The 18424-nt window shown below is 33.8% G+C and carries 23 protein-coding genes and 1 tRNA gene; 20 read left to right on the top strand and 4 right to left on the bottom strand.

Features of this window, described 5'->3' with window-relative positions; all coding sequences use genetic code 11:
* Positions 1-185 precede the first annotated feature (185 nt).
* From KY054_01310 to holA, 5 genes are all read left to right on the top strand, one after another.
* Positions 186-1832 carry a PAS domain S-box protein gene (locus tag KY054_01310; GenBank protein MBZ1356398.1) on the top strand — a complete coding sequence of 549 codons (1647 nt, stop codon included), beginning with the start codon at positions 186-188 and terminating at the stop codon, positions 1830-1832.
* Between the two features lie 50 nt (positions 1833-1882).
* Positions 1883-2254, top strand: a complete 372-nt coding sequence (locus KY054_01305; protein MBZ1356397.1) for a response regulator — start codon at positions 1883-1885, stop codon at positions 2252-2254.
* Positions 2255-2303: 49 nt separating this feature from the next.
* Positions 2304-2681 carry a response regulator gene (locus KY054_01300; protein MBZ1356396.1) on the top strand — a complete coding sequence of 126 codons (378 nt, stop codon included), beginning with the start codon at positions 2304-2306 and terminating at the stop codon, positions 2679-2681.
* 70 nt (positions 2682-2751) lie between these two features.
* A complete protein-coding gene (gene mutM, locus KY054_01295) occupies positions 2752-3609 on the top strand; it encodes a DNA-formamidopyrimidine glycosylase (GenBank protein ID MBZ1356395.1) in 858 nt (285 codons plus the stop codon).
* Between the two features lie 8 nt (positions 3610-3617).
* Positions 3618-4532 (top strand): DNA polymerase III subunit delta, encoded by a 915-nt coding sequence (gene holA / locus KY054_01290; GenBank protein MBZ1356394.1) that lies wholly within the window; start codon positions 3618-3620, stop codon positions 4530-4532.
* Here the strand turns inward: holA and rpsT are convergent, their stop codons facing one another.
* Positions 4533-4790 (bottom strand): 30S ribosomal protein S20, encoded by a 258-nt coding sequence (gene rpsT / locus KY054_01285; GenBank protein ID MBZ1356393.1) that lies wholly within the window; start codon positions 4788-4790, stop codon positions 4533-4535. It lies immediately after the preceding gene.
* Positions 4791-4886: 96 nt separating this feature from the next.
* Between rpsT and ruvA the strand changes: the two genes are divergently transcribed.
* From ruvA to KY054_01260, 5 genes are all read left to right on the top strand, one after another.
* The gene (gene ruvA / locus KY054_01280; GenBank protein MBZ1356392.1) at positions 4887-5450 is read left to right on the top strand and encodes a Holliday junction branch migration protein RuvA; all 564 of its coding nucleotides are present in this window, start codon (positions 4887-4889) and stop codon (positions 5448-5450) included.
* Entirely contained in the window at positions 5450-5926 is a 477-nt protein-coding gene (locus KY054_01275; GenBank protein ID MBZ1356391.1) for a hypothetical protein, read from the top strand. Before ruvA ends, KY054_01275 begins: the two co-directional genes overlap by 1 nt.
* A gap of 161 nt (positions 5927-6087) precedes the next feature.
* On the top strand, positions 6088-6255 hold the full coding sequence (locus KY054_01270; GenBank protein ID MBZ1356390.1) for a hypothetical protein: 168 nt from the start codon (positions 6088-6090) through the stop codon (positions 6253-6255).
* On the top strand, positions 6227-7702 hold the full coding sequence (locus tag KY054_01265; protein MBZ1356389.1) for a leucyl aminopeptidase: 1476 nt from the start codon (positions 6227-6229) through the stop codon (positions 7700-7702). Before KY054_01270 ends, KY054_01265 begins: the two co-directional genes overlap by 29 nt.
* 2 nt (positions 7703-7704) lie before the next feature.
* The gene (locus KY054_01260; protein ID MBZ1356388.1) at positions 7705-8403 is read left to right on the top strand and encodes a M50 family metallopeptidase; all 699 of its coding nucleotides are present in this window, start codon (positions 7705-7707) and stop codon (positions 8401-8403) included.
* Here the strand turns inward: KY054_01260 and KY054_01255 are convergent.
* Entirely contained in the window at positions 8387-8926 is a 540-nt protein-coding gene (locus tag KY054_01255) for a GNAT family N-acetyltransferase (protein MBZ1356387.1), read from the bottom strand. The genes KY054_01260 and KY054_01255 overlap by 17 nt on opposite strands.
* Positions 8927-8963: 37 nt before the next feature.
* A complete protein-coding gene (locus tag KY054_01250; GenBank protein MBZ1356386.1) occupies positions 8964-9341 on the bottom strand; it encodes a hypothetical protein in 378 nt (125 codons plus the stop codon).
* A 334-nt stretch (positions 9342-9675) separates the two neighbouring features.
* On the opposite strand from KY054_01250, the gene KY054_01245 reads away from it, so the two are divergent.
* The 7 genes from KY054_01245 (at position 9676) to KY054_01215 (ending at position 15032) form a co-directional block, all read left to right on the top strand.
* Positions 9676-10671: a magnesium transporter gene (locus KY054_01245; protein ID MBZ1356385.1), complete on the top strand. Its 996-nt coding sequence runs from the start codon at positions 9676-9678 to the stop codon at positions 10669-10671.
* A 229-nt stretch (positions 10672-10900) separates the two neighbouring features.
* Positions 10901-11377, top strand: coding sequence for a GreA/GreB family elongation factor (locus KY054_01240; protein ID MBZ1356384.1), 477 nt, complete (start codon positions 10901-10903; stop codon positions 11375-11377).
* Between the two features lie 91 nt (positions 11378-11468).
* Entirely contained in the window at positions 11469-12308 is an 840-nt protein-coding gene (gene ispH, locus KY054_01235; GenBank protein MBZ1356383.1) for a 4-hydroxy-3-methylbut-2-enyl diphosphate reductase, read from the top strand.
* Positions 12309-12322: 14 nt separating this feature from the next.
* Positions 12323-13393 carry a flavodoxin-dependent (E)-4-hydroxy-3-methylbut-2-enyl-diphosphate synthase gene (gene ispG, locus KY054_01230; protein MBZ1356382.1) on the top strand — a complete coding sequence of 357 codons (1071 nt, stop codon included), beginning with the start codon at positions 12323-12325 and terminating at the stop codon, positions 13391-13393.
* 4 nt (positions 13394-13397) lie between these two features.
* Positions 13398-13598, top strand: a complete 201-nt coding sequence (locus tag KY054_01225; protein ID MBZ1356381.1) for a DUF1858 domain-containing protein — start codon at positions 13398-13400, stop codon at positions 13596-13598.
* Complete coding sequence (locus tag KY054_01220) at positions 13598-14200, top strand: MFS transporter (GenBank protein ID MBZ1356380.1); 603 nt, start codon at positions 13598-13600, stop codon at positions 14198-14200. The genes KY054_01225 and KY054_01220 overlap by 1 nt, the downstream gene beginning before the upstream one ends.
* A 4-nt stretch (positions 14201-14204) precedes the next feature.
* Positions 14205-15032: an aminotransferase class IV gene (locus tag KY054_01215; protein ID MBZ1356379.1), complete on the top strand. Its 828-nt coding sequence runs from the start codon at positions 14205-14207 to the stop codon at positions 15030-15032.
* On the opposite strand, the gene KY054_01210 is transcribed toward KY054_01215, so the two are convergent.
* Positions 15019-15309: a glycogen/starch synthase gene (locus KY054_01210; GenBank protein MBZ1356378.1), complete on the bottom strand. Its 291-nt coding sequence runs from the start codon at positions 15307-15309 to the stop codon at positions 15019-15021. The genes KY054_01215 and KY054_01210 overlap by 14 nt on opposite strands.
* 64 nt (positions 15310-15373) lie before the next feature.
* Between KY054_01210 and dnaG the strand changes: the two genes are divergently transcribed.
* The 3 genes from dnaG (at position 15374) to KY054_01195 (ending at position 18419) form a co-directional block, all read left to right on the top strand.
* The gene (gene dnaG / locus KY054_01205) at positions 15374-17113 is read left to right on the top strand and encodes a DNA primase (protein MBZ1356377.1); all 1740 of its coding nucleotides are present in this window, start codon (positions 15374-15376) and stop codon (positions 17111-17113) included.
* A 16-nt stretch (positions 17114-17129) separates the two neighbouring features.
* The gene (locus KY054_01200) at positions 17130-18302 is read left to right on the top strand and encodes a sigma-70 family RNA polymerase sigma factor (protein MBZ1356376.1); all 1173 of its coding nucleotides are present in this window, start codon (positions 17130-17132) and stop codon (positions 18300-18302) included.
* Positions 18303-18347: 45 nt separating this feature from the next.
* Positions 18348-18419, top strand: a tRNA-Asn gene (locus KY054_01195).
* The last annotated feature ends 5 nt before the right edge of the window (positions 18420-18424 follow it).

Genomic DNA, 18424 nt, shown 5'->3' with positions numbered 1-18424 from the left:
AGAGAAGCAGTTATTAGGGCCAAAGATTATAAATTTCATCCGATAATGTGTATTTATTAGGCGGGATATTTTTCACAAATTGTTTAGCTTGCAATAGGCTCTAAGAATGTTAAGGTTACCGAAACGAAATGTGTGTACAAGGGCGATCCGTATCATGAGTATTTATTAACTTGGGATAAATAGGAATGACCGAAGAAAACAATTTATTAAAAAAGAACCTGGAAAGAATAAAAGAAGACTTGGACGATCTTCAAAGGTATGTTGATGATCTTACTATGTTTTTGCCTTTGGCTTTTTGTACTGTTAATCCCTTAAATCTTATTTTAGGAGTTAATCAGTCATTTCAGACACTTACGGGATATGATGAAATGGAATCAATTGGTAATAGCATTGATTTTTTGTTTTTGGAAAAATCAAAGGTTCAAGAATTGAAAGAGGAAATGCCTGTTCAAAAAGATTCAATTCAAAAGGAGTTTGTTCTTCTAAAAAAGAATAATGAAAAAGTACCGGTCAGTGTATCGACCTTGGCTCGTCGCGATAACAATGATAATTTTTTAGGATACTTTCTTGTCATAACCGATATTAGCGAAACAAAAGAGTTTCAAAAAAAACTGGAAGAAAGGGTTAGCGAGAAGACCAAAGAGCTTGAGATAAAGAATGTTGAAGTCACAGAATCAAGATTAGCATTATTGAATATACTTGAAGATGTTGAAGATGCTTGGAAAAAGGCAGAAGAGGAGAAGAATAAAACTATGGCCATCATTACTAATTTTACCGACGGCCTTATGGTTTTTGATAGAGACAATGTAGTGAGATTAATAAATCCAAAGATTGAAAAATTTTTCTACATTTCTTCCGAAGAGGTAATAAATAAGTCTCTTAATGAACTAAAGGATAGTAAAAACATGTTGCCATTGATAGAATCATTATCGGAAAGTTCTTTGTTTCAGAATGGAAATGGATCAACAGACCAATTTAGAGCAGAACTAGTTAATAAAGATAATTTAACCTTGGATATTTCAGAAGTATCTATTATTAATGAGGATGAAAAAATAGGATCTCTTGTGGTTGTTCATGATATTACAAGGGAAAAAATGATTGAAGCAATGAAAAGTGAATTTGTTTCTATTGCAGCTCATCAGCTAAGAACGCCATTATCGGCCATAAAATGGACCATGAGGATACTGCTGGATGGTGATCTTGGGGAACTAAATGAAGATCAAAAAGGATTAGTAGAAAAGACTTATTCGTCAAATGAAAGAATGATTAGTCTTATTAATGATCTTTTGAATGTAACAAGAATAGAGGAAGGGCGGTACTTATATCAATTAGAATTATCTCATATTGAAGACATTGCAGTACCATTAATAGAGAGTTATAAAACAGAAATTAAAAGGCGAGGCATAAAATTTAATATAAATATTCCGAAAAAGAAAACCCCGAAAATTGCTACCGATGTAGGAAAGATAACTTTAGTTATTCAGAATTTCATAGAAAACGCAATGAAATACACCAATCAGGGAGGAGTCATGGAATTAAATATTTCTTATAATAAAGAAAAAGACGAAATAGAAGTTTCAGTAAAAGATAGTGGAGTGGGCATACCCAAGGATCAGCACGGAAGGGTTTTCACAAAATTCTTTAGAGCAAAAAATATTATTAAAATGGAAACTGAGGGCTCAGGACTAGGGCTCTTTATATGTAAAAATATAGTAGAAGCCCATAAGGGGCGAGTTTGGTTCGAGTCTGAAGAGGGGGTGGGAAGTACTTTTTATTTCTCTTTGCCAGTCAGGAGCCAAGAAGAGTTTGATGATTTTCTTAAAAAGTTGTAGAATATCTTAGAGCAAGAAATGAACGCTCTGCGAATTAATCAATTAAAATTATGGCAAAAAAAATATTAATAATAGAGGACGAAGAAATATTACTGAATCTCCTTCAAAAAAAACTAACGCAAGAGGGATATGAGGTTACTATTGCTAAGGATGGAGTTGACGGAATAGAGGAAGTAAGGAAGGAAATTCCCGATCTTATACTTTTAGACATCATAATGCCGAGAATGGGAGGATTTGAGGTTATGAAAGAGCTTCAGAAAGATAGGAGCTTTTCCAAGATACCCATTATAATAATATCTAACTCCGGACAACCGGTAGAGCTTGATTTGGCTCAAAAGCTTGGCGCAAGAGATTGGTTAATAAAGACTGACTTTGATCCACAAGAAGTTTTAGATAAAGTTACAAAACAAATTGGTAAATAAATTAAATTAAAGGACGGAAATTATAACCGGGCTTTAATAATAGAAAAATATGGCTATAAAAATATTAGTAGTTGAAGACGATAAATTTCTTAGAGAGCTTATAACTCAAAAGCTTTCTCGTGAGGGATATGATGTCTATGAAGGTGTTGATGGAGAGGATGGAGTCAAGAAAGCTAAAGAAAATAAGCCAGATATAATATTACTTGACCTGATACTTCCAGGAATTGATGGATTTGAGGTTTTGGCAAAAATAAAAGAAGATTCAGACCTTGTTAATGTTCCAGTTGTTATTCTATCAAACCTAGGACAGAGAGATGATGTAGAGAGAGGGCTAAAATTAGGAGCAGTCGATTTCTTGATTAAGGCGCACTTTACTCCAGGAGAAATAATTGAAAAAGTTCAAAAAATATTAGGAGAAAAAGAGTAATTATCATTTTCGCACCAATCGTTTTTTTGGCTGTATTGAAGACGGATTGGTGCGGTTTTTTTGTAACATAATGCCTGAGCTTCCTGAAGTTAAAACAACGGTAGATGAATTGGCCCAAAAGATAATTGGGCGTAGAATAATTGATTTTTGGACCGATGTTCCCAAGAGGGTAGCATTCTTTTTTGATGGAGATATAGACACTATTAAGGGGAGTGCTATTGAAGGGATTGAAAGAAGAGGAAAGAATATAATAATATCCTTATTAAATGGAAAGAATATTTTAATTCATCAAAAAATATCTGGACATCTTCTTCTTGGTAAATGGAAAAAGGAAAAAGAAAAATGGGTTCCTTCAAAAGAGCCATTATTGGAAAAAATAAATTCTTATATCCATTTTATCCTCTTTCTTGATAATGGTGAAATGATAGCAATGTCTGATCCTCGTAAGTTTGCAAAGATAGAATTTTGGACTAAGGATAAGCTTGAAGCGCACCTCAAAAAAATATTAGGCCCAGATGCTTTAGAAATTAATTTTGAAGACTTAAGTCAAATTTTATCTAAAAGGGGAGGATCTATTAAGGCCGTGTTAATGGATCAGCCAACAATATCCGGAATAGGTAATATATATTCCGATGAAATTCTTTGGGATTCAAAAATAAGTCCTTTTAAAAAATCTAAGGAGTTAAGTAGAGTGGAAATGAAAAGAATTTTTAATTCAATGGAAAAGATACTAAATCTTGCTATTGAATTGAAGGGTGATAGTATGAGTGATTACCGCTTAATAGATGGGACAAAGGGCGGTTATCAGAATTTTCATAAAGTTTATCAGCGAGAGGGCCTTAATTGTTTCCGAAAGGACGGGGGGAAGATTAAGAGAGAGAAATTTGGAAGTCGCTCTGTAAGGTTTTGTCCTGTTTGTCAAAAATAGAAATTATTATGATACTTATAATTCACGGTGACGATTCTTTCCAAATAAGGGATCAGCTAGCCTTATCAATTGATTATTATAAAAATACTTTTGGCTCAAGGGCAGAGGTTGTTTTTATTGATTCTTTGCCTAGCGAAGATGATATCAAAAATATTGCATCTCAGAGTTCTCTTTTTGAAAAAAGAAAGATTATTGTTGCGAATGGACTATTATCATCTAAACAAGATTTATCTAATACGATTCTCAGGTTTTTTTCTAAATCTGATAATCTGATAATAATTATTGAAGAGCAGGAGGTTAACAGTAAAAAACTTGCTAATTTTTTAGAAGATGGAACTGAAATTAAAAAGTATCAAAAGCTAGAACAAAATAACTTAAAGGATTGGATTCGAAAAAGAATATCAAATAATGGGGGATCGATAGATGGCCAAGCATTGAATCAATTAATTAACTTTGTGGGGAATGACCTCTGGGAGCTTTCTAATGAAATAGATAAATTGGTCTTATATAAAAATAATGAAGTTATTGAAATTAAAGACGTAAATCTTCTAGTGACTAGTAAGGTCGAAGGGGATATATTTAAGGTGGTCGAATACATTTCAAAACAAAAAACATCGGATGCTTTCAAGCTAACCTATAAACACTTAGAAAAAGGGGATTCGGTTTACTACCTTCTTTCAATGATTAATTTTCAGTTTCGTAATCTGGTATTAGCCAAAATGAGCAGAAAAGATATGTCCGGAGCCAAAGAACTTTCTATACACCCTTATGTTTTTCAGAAAATCCTCGATCAAATTATGATTTTTTCGGAAAGTGATCTAAAAAAAATATATCGCAGAATATTAAGGGTAGATATTGATATAAAAACCGGGAAAATGACTCCTGAAATAGCTTTGGATCTTCTTATCGCCGAAATTGGCTAGCTATTTAGTTAGTGATTTTGTGATCCTTGATTTCTTTCTAGATGCACTATTGCTTTTAATTAAGCCAATTTTAGCGGCTTTATCAATAGCTTTGTAAGCTCTAGATAGGAGTTTTTTTGCATCGTCTTTCTTGTCTTGATTTGCAAGCAGTCTAATTTCTTTTACAACTGCTTTCATTTCAATTTTTCTAGCCACATTCTTGGCTTTTTTCTTGACATCTTGACGAATAGCTTTCTTGGCTGATTTTTTGATGGGCATATTTAACTAGTTATTTTCTTTCTCGAGAATAGCAGAGAAAATGTTTTTTTGCAACATTAAAATTGAAAAACAAAGAAAAAATGCTATTATACTAATATGATATCATATTTATCTGGAAAGATTATATTAAAAGAAGATAGGTTTCTGATCTTAAATGTTAACGGAGTTGGTTATAAGATATTTTTGTCTTCTAAAAAAATGGAAACAATTGAGGAAACAAGGGAAGGTCTTTCTGTTTTTTGTTATCTAAATACAAAAAAAGATCCTTGGGAGATTTATGCCTTTCTTTCCTTGTCAGAGTTGGAGCTTTTTGAGGCTCTAATGAAAGTTTCGGGTATAGGACCAAAAGCTGCCCTTGAAGCATCTTCGCTAGCTCCCTTGGACAAACTAAGAGAATCTCTAGAGCTAGAAAATGAAAAAGTTTTAAATGAACTCTTTATTCTAGGAAAAAAGAAAGCCGAAGCAATAATTTTTGAGCTTTCGCGCCAGACCAAGGCAGTTGCAAAAAAAACATCCAAGGAGGATGAAGAAGTTATTAAAGCACTTTCTAAGCTTGGTTTCTCAAAGAAAGAAATAACGGAGTCCTTGTCTAAGATTAAAGGGGATAAGCTCAATGCTGAAGATAAGATAAAGAAGGTTTTAAAAATAATTGGTAAATAATGAGATATAACCATTTCAAAAAAATAGTGCCATCTTTTATAATTGACTGGTATCATATGGCAATGCCATTCTTGGGCGCTTTGATTTATAGATTCCCTTCAAAGAAAATAAAAGTAATTGGTATTACTGGAACAAATGGTAAATCAACGACTGCTGAGCTTACCGCCATGGCACTTAAAGGGGCTGGCTTTAAAGTTGGACTGCTTTCTTCTTTAAAGTTTGAAATTGCTGGAAAAAGCAGACCCAATCTTCTTAAAATGACGATGCCCGGTAGAATGGCAATTCAGAAGATATTACGCAAAGCAGTTAATGCCGGATGCGACTACATGGTGCTAGAGGTAACTTCCGAAGGTATAAAACAACGCCGTCATTTATTTATAGACTTTGAATTAGCGGTTATCACTTTTTGGGAAGTCAGTGGTATTATTATTCATCGCAAGGGAGCAATAAGAGTCTTTCCTCTTTGGACATCCTAGTCTTCCAAAAAGAGCATAGGAAATAGGCCATAGTTGATCAATGGGAACTGGCTCATATATTCTGTCAGGGCTATTAAATTTAAAGGATGTATGGCATACTTTTTGTTATGGAGCAGGACTAGTAAATTGCGGTAATAAAGAGAAAATATAATTATAAAAATATGAAGAAAAAAATACCAAAAGGAATAAAGAAACATATTAGAATTAAAAAAAGTCAGATTCGTAAGCAACCTTTTACTGAAGAAAAAAAAGAGAAGATGGTAGAAGAGCTATATCAAAAAATGTTAAAACTAAAAGAAAATGAAAATAAAACTCTTAGCATCAACTAATTTATCTGTAACTAAAGAAAAAATCTTAGTTTTTCCCTTTTTTTCCGGAGAAACTATTTCGTCAGGAAATAAAGAGTTAGATAAAAAGATATCATTATTTAGTGATCTTTACTTAAAGTTAGATAGTGGAGAATTTAGAATAGCCTTTTATGACCAAGGATCTTTTTTGTTTTTAAATATTGGAGATAGGAAGAATTGGAAAGTTAAAGAATTCTTGTTAGCTATAAGGAAATCAGTTCGAATAATTAAAGATAATAAAATACTTAACGCTTCTATATTTCTTGATAGCCTTCTTCCCCAAGAAGATATTTTTAGTCAGATAGTTGAAAATATATTATTAGCCGAGTATGATTTTAGCAAGTATAAGAAAGAATCCGGCTTTACTATAAATAACATTGAAATTATTACATCACGATTACTAGAAGCTCAAAAGGGAATTAAAAGGGGAACCGTTATTGGAGAATCACTTAATTTTGCCAGAGACTTGTCTAATACTCCTGGCGGAGAGATGACTCCCTCACTACTAGCGACTGTAGCAGTGAAAGAATTAAGTAAGTTAAAGAATTTAAGGACCGAAGTCTTTAATTTGAAGAAAATCAAAGAACTTAAGATGGGTGGAATATTGGGAGTTTCTCAAGGCAGTGCTGAAGAACCAAAAATGATATTAGTTGAATATTTAGGCAAGAAGAAGGATAAGAAGATTGATTTAGCTTTTATTGGTAAGGGATTAACCTTTGATAGCGGAGGGCTGAATATTAAAACAGGGGACTCAATGCTTGGTATGCATATGGATATGTCTGGTGGAGCATCAGTATTGGCAGCAATTAGAGCTATCGCGCTTCTTAATTTGCCTATTAATATTATGTGTTTCATTCCCGCTGTTGAAAATATGTCGTCCGGTAATTCCTACCGACCAGGCGATCTTTTACGGGCATATAATGGAAAAATAATTGAAGTTAAAAATACTGACGCAGAGGGTAGAATTATTTTGGCTGATGCTCTTTCTTTTGCCGTAAAGAAGTATAAGCCAGAATTAATTATTGATGTTGCTACTTTGACAGGCGCTTCAGTTATTGCCCTTGGAAACAGAGCAATAGCTATGTTTACTAATAAGGATGAAATGGAGAGCGACTTTAGAAAGATAGGGGATAAATCTGGAGATATTGTTTGGCCATTGCCATGTTGGGATGAATATCAGGAAGAAATAGCTAGTTCTTTTGGTGATGTTGCGAATACTGGATCTAATAAAGGTGTCGGAGGGGCAATTCTTGCGGCCATGTTTTTAAAGAATTTTATCGATGGCCATCCTTGGATTCATCTAGACATTGCTACTACAATGACTTCTATTGAAAATCAAGGAATGGCAAAGGGGGCGACGGGAACTGGAGTAAGGTACTTAATACAGTTTGCGCAAGAGTTTGAAGAAATTAAAAAAGGATTAAAATAATGATGAACACGGTCAGTTTTTTTGTTGGGATGATTTTCTGGATCACGATCCTTGTTTTGACTAGTTTTGTATTAACTAGTCTTTGGACTAAAATATTTTCAGGGAAAACGTTCCAGATTCTTATGTTCCCTGGAATTATTATTCATGAGCTATCCCATGTTTTGGGCTGTTTTTTGACCGGGTCAAAAATAGAAGAGGTTAAGTTCTTTTCATCAAAAGGGGGGTACGTTAGGCATAGAAAGCCAAAGATACCTGTAATCGGAATGCCGATTATCGGAATGTTTCCTGTAATAGGTGGAATTGCTTTCCTTTTTCTTTTATTAAATATTTTTGATTTTAATTTCCCAGAAACAATCCTTTTTTCCGGGTCTTTATATAAAGATTTTATTGAGCTAATCCGCTCGTCTCTTTTTTTTATTATTAATCATTGGGGTTCGTGGAAGTTTTGGCTCTTTCTTTATCTCACAGTTTCTGTGCTGATCTGCCTTATTCCTTCACGCCAAGATTTAAAAAATTCATTAGTTGGCTTAATAGCTATTGCAGTGGTTCTAAGTCTTTTGATTAATTTTAATCTATTTATTGAGCAGGTTGATATTTTTATCAATGAATATCTTACAACAAGTTTGATTGTCGGAGTTTTTTTTGGAATTATAGCGTTGATAATAACTGTTCCAATATATCTTATTAAGAAGCTGATATAGTTTTAATCATATAAGTATCCTTTAGCCTATATCCTAGTTTTCTATAATAATTTCTTGTTCCAGTTGCGGAGATAACCGCTATCTTTTTTTTACCAAATTCACTGTGAGCAATTTCTTCAGCTTTATTTATCAAAGCTTTGCCAAGTCCCTTATGTTGAGGAGAATTATTTCCATCATTTTTTATGCTAACTTGTTGTCCATAAGTATGAATCTCTCTGATTATAGCTACATTTTTTAGAGCATTAATATCTGGATCTTTGTCATTAATCCTTAGCCTTAATAGACTATAAATATTCTTATTTTTTTGATCCTCAAAGCTTAGAAATATTTCAGTTCCACCAGAAGCTAGATAATCTTTTCTAAATATAGTTAATTTTTCTTTGGGATTATAATCTTCTTTTATTTCTCGACATCTTATGCAATTGCATTTCCATTCTTCTTGGAGTGATTCTTGAGTAATTATTTGTCCAAGATTTGATATTTTAGATCCGGCCTCAATGCTTTGGGCGGGAATATCCCTCATTAAGCGCTGTATTCGAACATAGCAGGGAATAATCTTTTTAATATTCTTTCGGCTCATTGCTTAAGTAGCTTTTGGGAATGCCTTTTTCTTCTGGACAATAAATACATTCACCGGGACATGGATAGGGCTTAGTTAGAATTGATACATTAACAATTCCAGACAGCGATCTCACCGGCCGAGTTTTAAGGATGTTTTTTATTTCCATATCTCGTTTAGCAGAAAAGGTCATATTGCAAGATAAAAACAAGGCCTCTCTTTCTTTTGAGGTCATTCTATGATATTTTTGAAGCAGCTTTACGTTACTTGGGGCAAGGCTCTTATACTTTTTCATTATTTTTCTTTTTGCCTTTTCAAGCCCTTTTAGATCATTTGCTCCACTTATAATTATTTCTTTTATTATTTCTTTTTCCTTCATATATGAAAGAAGAATACGCTAAAAAATTAATAAGTAAAGTCCCCCGGGATTATAATGCGGTTTCAAAAAAAGACACGTCATTATCTAATTTTTTTATTGTAGCCAAAAAATAGTTGACAAAAAATAGTCCTTCGCTAACATTGTTTTGGGGGTGCGAAGCAAAGTCTTCTAAGGACAGTGGGCTTAATGAAAGAAATCAATGGGTACCCTAGGGAAGGTCCTTTCCTGTAAAAGCTTGTTTTGATTAAATTCATTTGGCTTGCCCCCCTAATAATAAACAGGAGACATGTCTCCTGTTTATTTTATTTTCATTCTGATATAATAAAGAAAATATATGATTAAATTTTTCAAGAAAAAATACCCTCCTGAAAGTGCTGGAAAAAAAATGGTTCCCAATGTGCCAGTTTGCGGGATAAAAAACACGGTTCTAGAAGTAAAGAATATGATTTTCAAAAAAGCCTCTGAATTAGAGACTTTTAATTATGTTTATGTTACCGATAAGGGAAAATTAGTAGGAGTATTTTCAATTCAAGAAGTTTTCAAAAGACCAGATAAGTCAGTTGTTGAGACTTTTATGAAAACAGATGTGGTTAGCATTAAGCCATATTCAGATCAAGAAAAGGTTGCTATTTTAGCCATTAAGCACAATCTTAAAGCAATACCAGTCGTAGATAAGAAAGGTGACTTATTGGGGGTTGTTCCATCCGATACAATTTTAGATATTTTACATAATGAGCATGTTGAGGATATGTTATTATCCGTCGGTATTCGCGAGGCAGACGGCTTTTCTACTAAAATTGAAAAGGCTTCTCCTAGGGAGCTGGCTAAAATGAGATTGCCGTGGTTGACAGTAGGTCTTTTCGGGGGAATGGTAGCAGCCATAATTACCACATTCTTTAAAGAGCCTTTAAGTGAACACTTTATTTTAACAGCATTTATTCCATTAATACTTTATATGGCAGGAGCTTTAAGTGCACAAACTCAAACTCTTTATGTGAGAAGTCTTGCAATTGGTCGCATTTCTCAAAAAGATTATTTTAGAAGGGAAATCAAGGTGGGGTTATTAATGGGGATAGTTTTATCGTCACTTATGTTTTTGGTGTCTTTTCTGATGGCTGGGACGCTTCTGACCGGATTAATATTAGCAGTATCACTTTTCATAATAACCGGATTTACTATTTTAGTCACCATCGTTATTGTATGGGTTCTTTTTTCGAAAGGGAAAGACCCTGCTCTTGGATCCGGTCCTTTTGGTACTATTGTAGCAGACATTTCGGCTCTGGTAATTTATTTTATTGTTGCAACAATATTACTTGATTTGTTGCTTTAATAGTCTTGACAATTAATGTATAAAAGATAGAATCATATCTATATGATAGAAGAATTTAAAAAATATATTGTTGCTTTCACAGAAAAAGGGCAAGTCATTAAGACTATTGTTTGTTTTTTTGCAAACAATAAAAATCATAAGGGAGAATAGAAAAAAGGTTCAAAGGAAGTGTATAAAAATAAGAAAGTTTTCTAACCTCCCTAAAAAAGAGGTTTCAACTTTTAATAATATGGAAAGAAAATTTTATCTTACCAAGGAAGGGCTGGAAAAAATAGAAAAGGAATATTATGCTTTAAAAAAGATGAAGCAAGCTAAGGTTAGTGATCAAGATAGTATTCCCGAACCTATGCATTCTGAAGAACTAAATCTAGACTATGTTCATTTTCAAGAAGATCTCGCATTTTTAGAGGTTAGAATTATGGAATTAGATCAAATTATTAAAAATGTAAATTTAATTAAACCATCCTTATTAAAGAAAAAGAAAACTGTTGATGTTGGAGCAACGGTTTTTGTAGAAAATAAAGGTAAAGAGGATCAGTTTGTTATCGTTGATACAATTGAGGCAGATCCATTTTCAGGTAAGATTTCAAAGGAATCACCTATCGGAAAAGCTCTAATAGGGAAGAAAGAAGGGGATGAGGTGGTGATAGCTACTGATGCGGACACTGTATATAAGGTGAAAAAAGTTAACTATCTTTGTTCTTAATTTATGTTTGTATTTTGGGTTAGTTTATAGTATCTTTAAAACAGGACATTACATCCTGTTTTTTATGGAACAAATTTTAAATTAAAATAAAATGAAGTTAATAATTGCAAAGAATATTGGTTTTTGCTTCGGAGTTAAGCGGGCTTATACTATAAGTTTAAACACTCTTGAAAGAAAAAAAGGCTCTTCTTGTCAAATGTTGGGGCATTTAGTTCATAACGAAAATGTAATAGAGAAGCTTTCTTCACAGGGGATAGAATTTATTTCTTCAGTAGATGAAGCAAAGGAGGGAATCGTTATTATAAGGGCACATGGAGAAGGAGACCATGTCTTAGAAAGACTAAAAGAAAAAGGTGTAGAAATAATTGATGCCACTTGCCCCCTTGTTAAAAAAGCTCAAAACTTTGCTAGATTGCTTCATAAAGATGGCTATAACGTTGTTATTATTGGTGATAAGGGACACGCAGAAGTTGAAGCTATTAATGGAGTTATAAATCATAAAGGATTAATTATTAGAGATATTAATGAAACTAAACACCTTCCTTTAGATTCTTCGATAGGAATAGTAATACAGACAACTCAAGACAAAAAGGAGATATCAGAATTAATTAAGGAGTTAAAAGAAAAATTTAAATCAGTAAAAGTTTGTGATACTTTTTGCAATTCAGTTATGGAAAGACAGAATGAGGTGAGAGCTATTTCAAAAGAGGCTGATTTAACCATAGTCATTGGTTCTCGTAGAAGCGCTAATACACAGGGATTAGTGAAGATTGTAGAAGACGAGGGGAGGCCGGTTTATGGTGTTGAAGGATCTTATGAAATTGACGGGAACTGGTTTTCTGGTGCTAATAAAGTAGCAATTATTAGCGGAACATCAACCCCAGAATGGGTCATTGAAGATGTAATTGAAAAAATTAAATCCATAACTTAATGAAGCCAAATATAATTAGAAGAAAATCAAGAGCAGTTAGAGTGGGAGGCTTAAAGGTTGGAGGCAAGAATCCCATACTGGTTCAGTCAATGACTAATACTGACACAAAAGACGTTAAAGCCACAATTGACCAAATAAAGAGGCTACAAAAAGCGGGGTGTGAAATTATAAGAGTATCTGTTCCTGATAAAGAATCGGCGCTAGCTTTAAAGGAGATTAAAAAGGGAATAGATATGCCTTTGGTAGCAGACATACATTTTGATTGGCAATTAGCCTTAGAGTCGATAAAGAATGGTGCTGATGAGATAAGAATCAATCCAGGTAACATCGGAGACAAGGAAAAAGTGATGGCTATAGCCAAATCAGCAAAAAAAAATAAAATAGCAATAAGAGTTGGTATAAACGGAGGATCACTACAGAGAGACATACTCCATAAATATAAAGATAAAGTGACTCCAGAGGGATTAGTAGAATCTGCCCTTCGTTCCATAAAGCTTTTAGAGGATTGTAATTTTAAAGACATAATTATTTCCATCAAATCAACAGATGTTTTAACAACTATAAAATCTCATCAACTTTTAGCAGAAAAGGGGGATTGGCCCTTTCACATTGGTATAACTGAAGCGGGGAGAGCTAGAGCCGGTATTGTTAAATCAACATTAGGTATAGGAGGTCTTCTTATGAGTGGATTAGGCGATACAGTACGCGTTTCATTGAGTGGTGACCCAGAAGAAGAGGTAAAAGTGGGTTGGGATATATTGAAAAGTTTAAAATTAAGAGAAAAAGGGCTTAGTATTATAAGTTGTCCTACTTGTAGCAGAACAAAAATACCAGTAGAACAAATAGCGAAATTCTTAGAAGATAATTCGGATGAATTTGAGAAAGAGCCAATTAAGATTGCAGTTATGGGATGTATTGTTAATGGATTAGGGGAAGCAAAAGAGGCTGATCTTGCTTTCGTTGGAATAGAAAACGGAAAAGCATCTTTTTTTAGAAAAGGTAAATTTGTTAAAAATTTAGATCCCAATAAAATTATTTCTTTTATAAAAGAATTAATAAGTTCAGATAATTTATATAAAATATAAAATCATGGAGATAAAAAAAGAAATGAAAATAGGGGAAGTAATAAGGAAATACCCGAAAACAGTAAAAGTATTTATTAGGTATAATCTAGGTTGTGTTAGTTGCCCGATGGCAGAACCGGAAAGCATAGAAGAAGCAGCCGAAGTTCATGGCCTAAATATCGACGAATTTTTAATGGAACTCAATAAAGTTGTTTCTGAAAAATAATGAAAAGATTAAATAAAGTAATAGTAAAACTAACAACCGCCGATTTTTTTCTGCATTCAGGATGGGGGTTGGTGGCTCCCATTTTTGCAATATTTATAGTCGGTAACATAGAAGGGGGATCAATAGAGATGGTCGGCTTTATAGCGGCGACATACTGGATAACTAAGTCTACAATACAACCATTTTTAGCCAATCTTTTAGATATGATAAAGGGAGAGGAGGACGACTTTAACTTTTTAGTATATGGACTTTATGTCTCATCTCTTATTCCCTTGGGCTACTTTATGGCCACTCATGTTTGGCACATATTTGCTTTAGAGTTTTTTCGAGGTATTGCAATGGCTTGTGTCGTTCCTGCCTGGCATGGAATATTTACCAGACATATAAATAAGGGATGGGAAGCTTTCTCTTGGAGTGTTCAAAGTACCGGCCTAGGGTTTGCTTTAGGCTTTGCAGCTGCTTTCGGCGGTATAATAGCAACATTTCTTGGTTTTAAAACAGTGTTTATATTGGTCTCTATTCTAGGATTAATATCAGCAACATTAATCCTTATTATTAAAAACAAGACATTTCCTCAAGAAGAGAAATTGACAACTGATTAATAAAATGAACGAATATTGTTTTTTAAACGGAGAAATAATTCCCATAAAAGATGCTAAGGTTAGCATTCTTGATATTGGAATTCTTCGGGGTTATGGAATTTTTGAAGTTTTAAGGACCTATAATGAAAAGCCATTTCTTTACGATCAGCACTTCGATAGATTCACTAATTCTGCTACATCTATGGGTCTTAAAATACCTTTTTCAAAAGAAGAAACATTATCAATAATAAAAGAGTTGTTATTCAAGAACGGGGGAGGTAATCGAGAGATTAGAATGGTTCTTACCGGGGGAGAGGCGATAGGGGGAATAGGATTTGACTCAGATAAGCCCAATTTCTTTATCATCAACAAGGAAATTGTGCCATTAGATAAAAAGCTTTATCAGGAAGGAGTCAGATTAATGTCTATAGATCATCAAAGAGATCTTCCTAAGTCTAAGACTACAAATTATATTTTTCCAATAAGTAATAAGATTAGTATGGATAATAAATTTTTTGATCTTCTTTATTTTTCTAACGGTAAAGTCTTAGAGAGCTCCACCAGTAATTTTTTTATCTATAAGGATAATAAAATTATTACGGCCAAAGATGGTGTCTTATTCGGAACTACGAGGAATTTTGTAATCGATTTATTAAAGAATGACTATGAGGTAGAAGAAAGAGACATATCTATTGATGAATTAAAATTTGCCGAAGAAGCCTTTCTGACTGCTACCAACAAGGATATTCTTCCAGTGGTTGGAATTGATGACCGAAAAATAGGAAATGGTATGGTCGGAGAGAATAGTAAGATAATAATGGAATTATATAATAAAAAAGTTAAAGAATTTTAACTATGGGATATTTAATTTCTGGTTGTTCAGTAGGGACCTTTAGTTTTTTAATTTCTTCAGTTATTTTATATTTCACTCGATCAATTGTCCCGTAATAGGGGATCATTATTCGAGCGTCTTGTCCAAGTTCTTTTAATGCTGAAGAGAGAGAATTGACAACATCACCCAAACCACCCGCCTTAGCGAAAGGTGCGGCCTCACTAGCCACAAAGAGTATCTTTAATTTCTTAGAAGTTAAAATTATTTTCGTTATAGATTTAAGTGAAACGTTTTTCATGACTTCATTTGAAAAAAAACGAAAAATTCATTATAATAAAGGAAATTAAGCATACCATATTATAATGAATTCCCCAATAGATGAAATCAAGAACAGGCTTGATATTCTCGAGGTTGTAAGAGAGTACGTTAAGCTAGAAAAATCTGGTGCTAATTACAGAGCTCTTTGCCCATTTCACTCGGAAAAAACCCCATCATTTTTTATTAGTCCAGCACGACAAATCTGGCACTGTTTTGGAGGTTGCGGAGAAGGAGGGGATATTTTTAAGTTTATCATGAAGATAGAGGGAGTAGAGTTTGGTGACGCGCTCCGTATATTAGCCAGGAAAGCAGGGGTTGAATTAAAAAGGCAAGATCCAAAATTACGCACCGAAAGGGAAAGGTTGTATGAAATATCTGAGCTTGCAAATCAGTTTTTTCAAAAACAACTAGAAGGGGTTGTAGGGAAAAGAGTAGTCAGTTACTTAAATGAAAGGGGAATAACAAAAGAAAGTATTGAAAAGTGGAGGATTGGCTATGCTCCTGATAGTTGGGAAGAATTGCTTTCATTTTTAGAGAAAAAGGGATATAGAGCTGAAGAAGTAGAGAGAGCTGGGTTAGCAATTAGAAAAGACGGAGCATCTAAATATTACGATCGATTTAGAAGAAGAATAATTTTCCCTATACTTGACCTTAATTCCTATCCTATTGGATTCGGGGGTCGCATATTTGAATCAAGCGACGAAAAGAAAGAGGCTAAGTACCTCAATACTCCCAGCACCATGCTATATGACAAGAGTAAGGCTCTTTATGGGTTAACCAGTGCTCGTATAGAGATAAGAAAAAAAGACGCCTGTATTTTAGTTGAAGGATACACCGATGTTATAATGTCCCATCAAGCTGGCTTAGAGAATGTAGTATCAACTTCGGGAACTGCTTTGACTTCATATCAATTAGAAGCCTTAAGAAGATATTCTAATAATCTAATTACTGCTTTTGATATGGATATGGCTGGCGACTCAGCTACTAAGAGGGGAATAGACTTGGCTCAAGCGAAAGGGTTTAACATTAAAGTGGCAAATATGCCCGAGGGGCTTGATCCGGCCGACATCGTCTTGAAGGATCCGAATCTTTGGATAAAGGCAATTAGCGATCCAATTTCAATAAATGAATTCTATTTCCAAAATGCTTTTTCAAGATCTGATGATAAGACTCCGGAAGGTAAAAAGGAAATAGCCAAGGCATTGCTCCCGGTAATTGCGAAAATATCAAATGACATTGAAAAAGATCACTGGGTTCAAGAATTATCAAGAGGATTATCTATTGATAAAGATGCAATATTAAAGGAGCTAAACAAGAATTCTGTTGAAAGAATAGGTTCAAAAAATATAATAGATAGTAAAGAGGACAAGAAAACGCCAAGAAAAAATCTTTTAGAAGAAAGATCTTTAATTATCGGATTAAAGATACCGGGTAATTTCAAGAATATATCTAAAGAAGATAGGGATTTTTTTTCCAAGGAATCGCAAGAAATTATGGATCTTTTTGATAAACCTCTTGAAGAGGAAATACCGCCTGCAATAAAAGAAAAAATAGACTATCTTTCTATGAAAGCAGAAATTGATGATTCAACTATTGAGCCAAAAGAGGAGTTAAATAATTGCTTAAGAGAGATAAGAATGCTAGCCTTGAAAAAGAAACTTAATGATATTTCAAAGGAAATCAAGGGAGCTGAAGAAAAAGACAATCATGTAAGAGCCCAAGAACTTAGTAATGAGTTCAATTTGTTATGTCAGGAACTTCAAGGTCTTCAGGGAAATATCTAAATTTTAAGATAATAATATGGTAAAAAAAGAAGTCAAAAAAACAGCCCCAAAAAAAGAAGCTTCCCCAAAGACTAAAAAAACAGAGGCCTTGAAGAAGAAGGCTTCTGTTGCTAAGAAAAAAAAGAAGAAAAAAGTCTTTACAGAAGAAAGTAAAGAGGTTCTTTTTAAGAAGGGAAAACAAAGAGGATTTATTACTATGACCGAGATATTATATTTCTTTCCCAATATTGAAGATGATATTGATGGATTAGAGGCTTTTTATGACGAACTTCAGAATTTAGGCGTAATCATTAAGGAGAAGAAGAGTTTTCTTGAAACAGAAACTGATAAATTAAAGGCGAATAAGGACGATTTAAAACTAAAAGTTGATCCGATTCAAATGTATTTAAAGGAGATATCCAGAACTTCGTTTTTGACTGCTGATGAAGAAAAGGAATTAGCTAGAGGTATTGAAGCTGGTGACCCCAAAGCTACATCTAAGTTAATACAAGCCAATTTGAGACTAGTTGTTTCGATTGCAAAAAAATACATTGGAAAATCAAGCAATCTCACTCTTTTAGATTTAATTCAAGAAGGAAACTTGGGACTATTTAGGGCGGTAGAGAAATTTGATTGGAGAAGGGGGTATAAGTTTTCAACCTATGCAACTTGGTGGATAAGACAAGCCATAAACAGGGCCTTAGCTGACCAGGCTCGCACTATTCGTATTCCGGTTCATATGATTGAAACCATTTCCAAGTACAGCAAGATAAGAAGAGACCTATTGCAAAATCTTGGAAGAGAGCCCTCATCCGAAGAGGTAGCAGCAGAAATGGGTCTTAGTATAGAAAAAGTAATCCATATTACAAAGATTTTTCAGAGAACCGCATCTCTTGAGGCACCAGTAAGTGATGATGCAGATAGTAGTATCCTGGCCGATTTTGTTAAGGATAATAAAGCAACCTCGCCATTAATTGATGCCGGAAGAAGTCTTTTAAGAGAAAGGCTACAAGAAATATTGGTTGATTTAAACTTTAGGGAGCAAAAGATATTAGCAATGAGGTTTGGATTAGATGATGGAGTAACTCATACTTTAGAAGAGGTGGGTAATAAGTTTGGCGTAACAAGAGAGAGGATAAGACAGATTGAAGCCAAGTCATTAGAGAAGATTAGACACCATGAATCAGTAAAGAAGTTGAAGGGATACTAGAATCGTTTGAAAAATGTATATTTTTCTGCTATAAATACGTTGTTTTCCGCGGTAGCTCAATGGTAGAGCAAACGACTGTTAATCGTTTGGTTGTAGGTTCGAGTCCTACCCGCGGAGCATGT

It is taken from the genome of Candidatus Nealsonbacteria bacterium, from assembly GCA_019923605.1.
Classification (GTDB): Bacteria; Patescibacteriota; Minisyncoccia; order Minisyncoccales; family CSSED10-335; genus JAHXGM01.
Note: the sequence above shows the minus strand (reverse complement) of the source record. Positions and strands in the feature narration are given on the sequence as shown.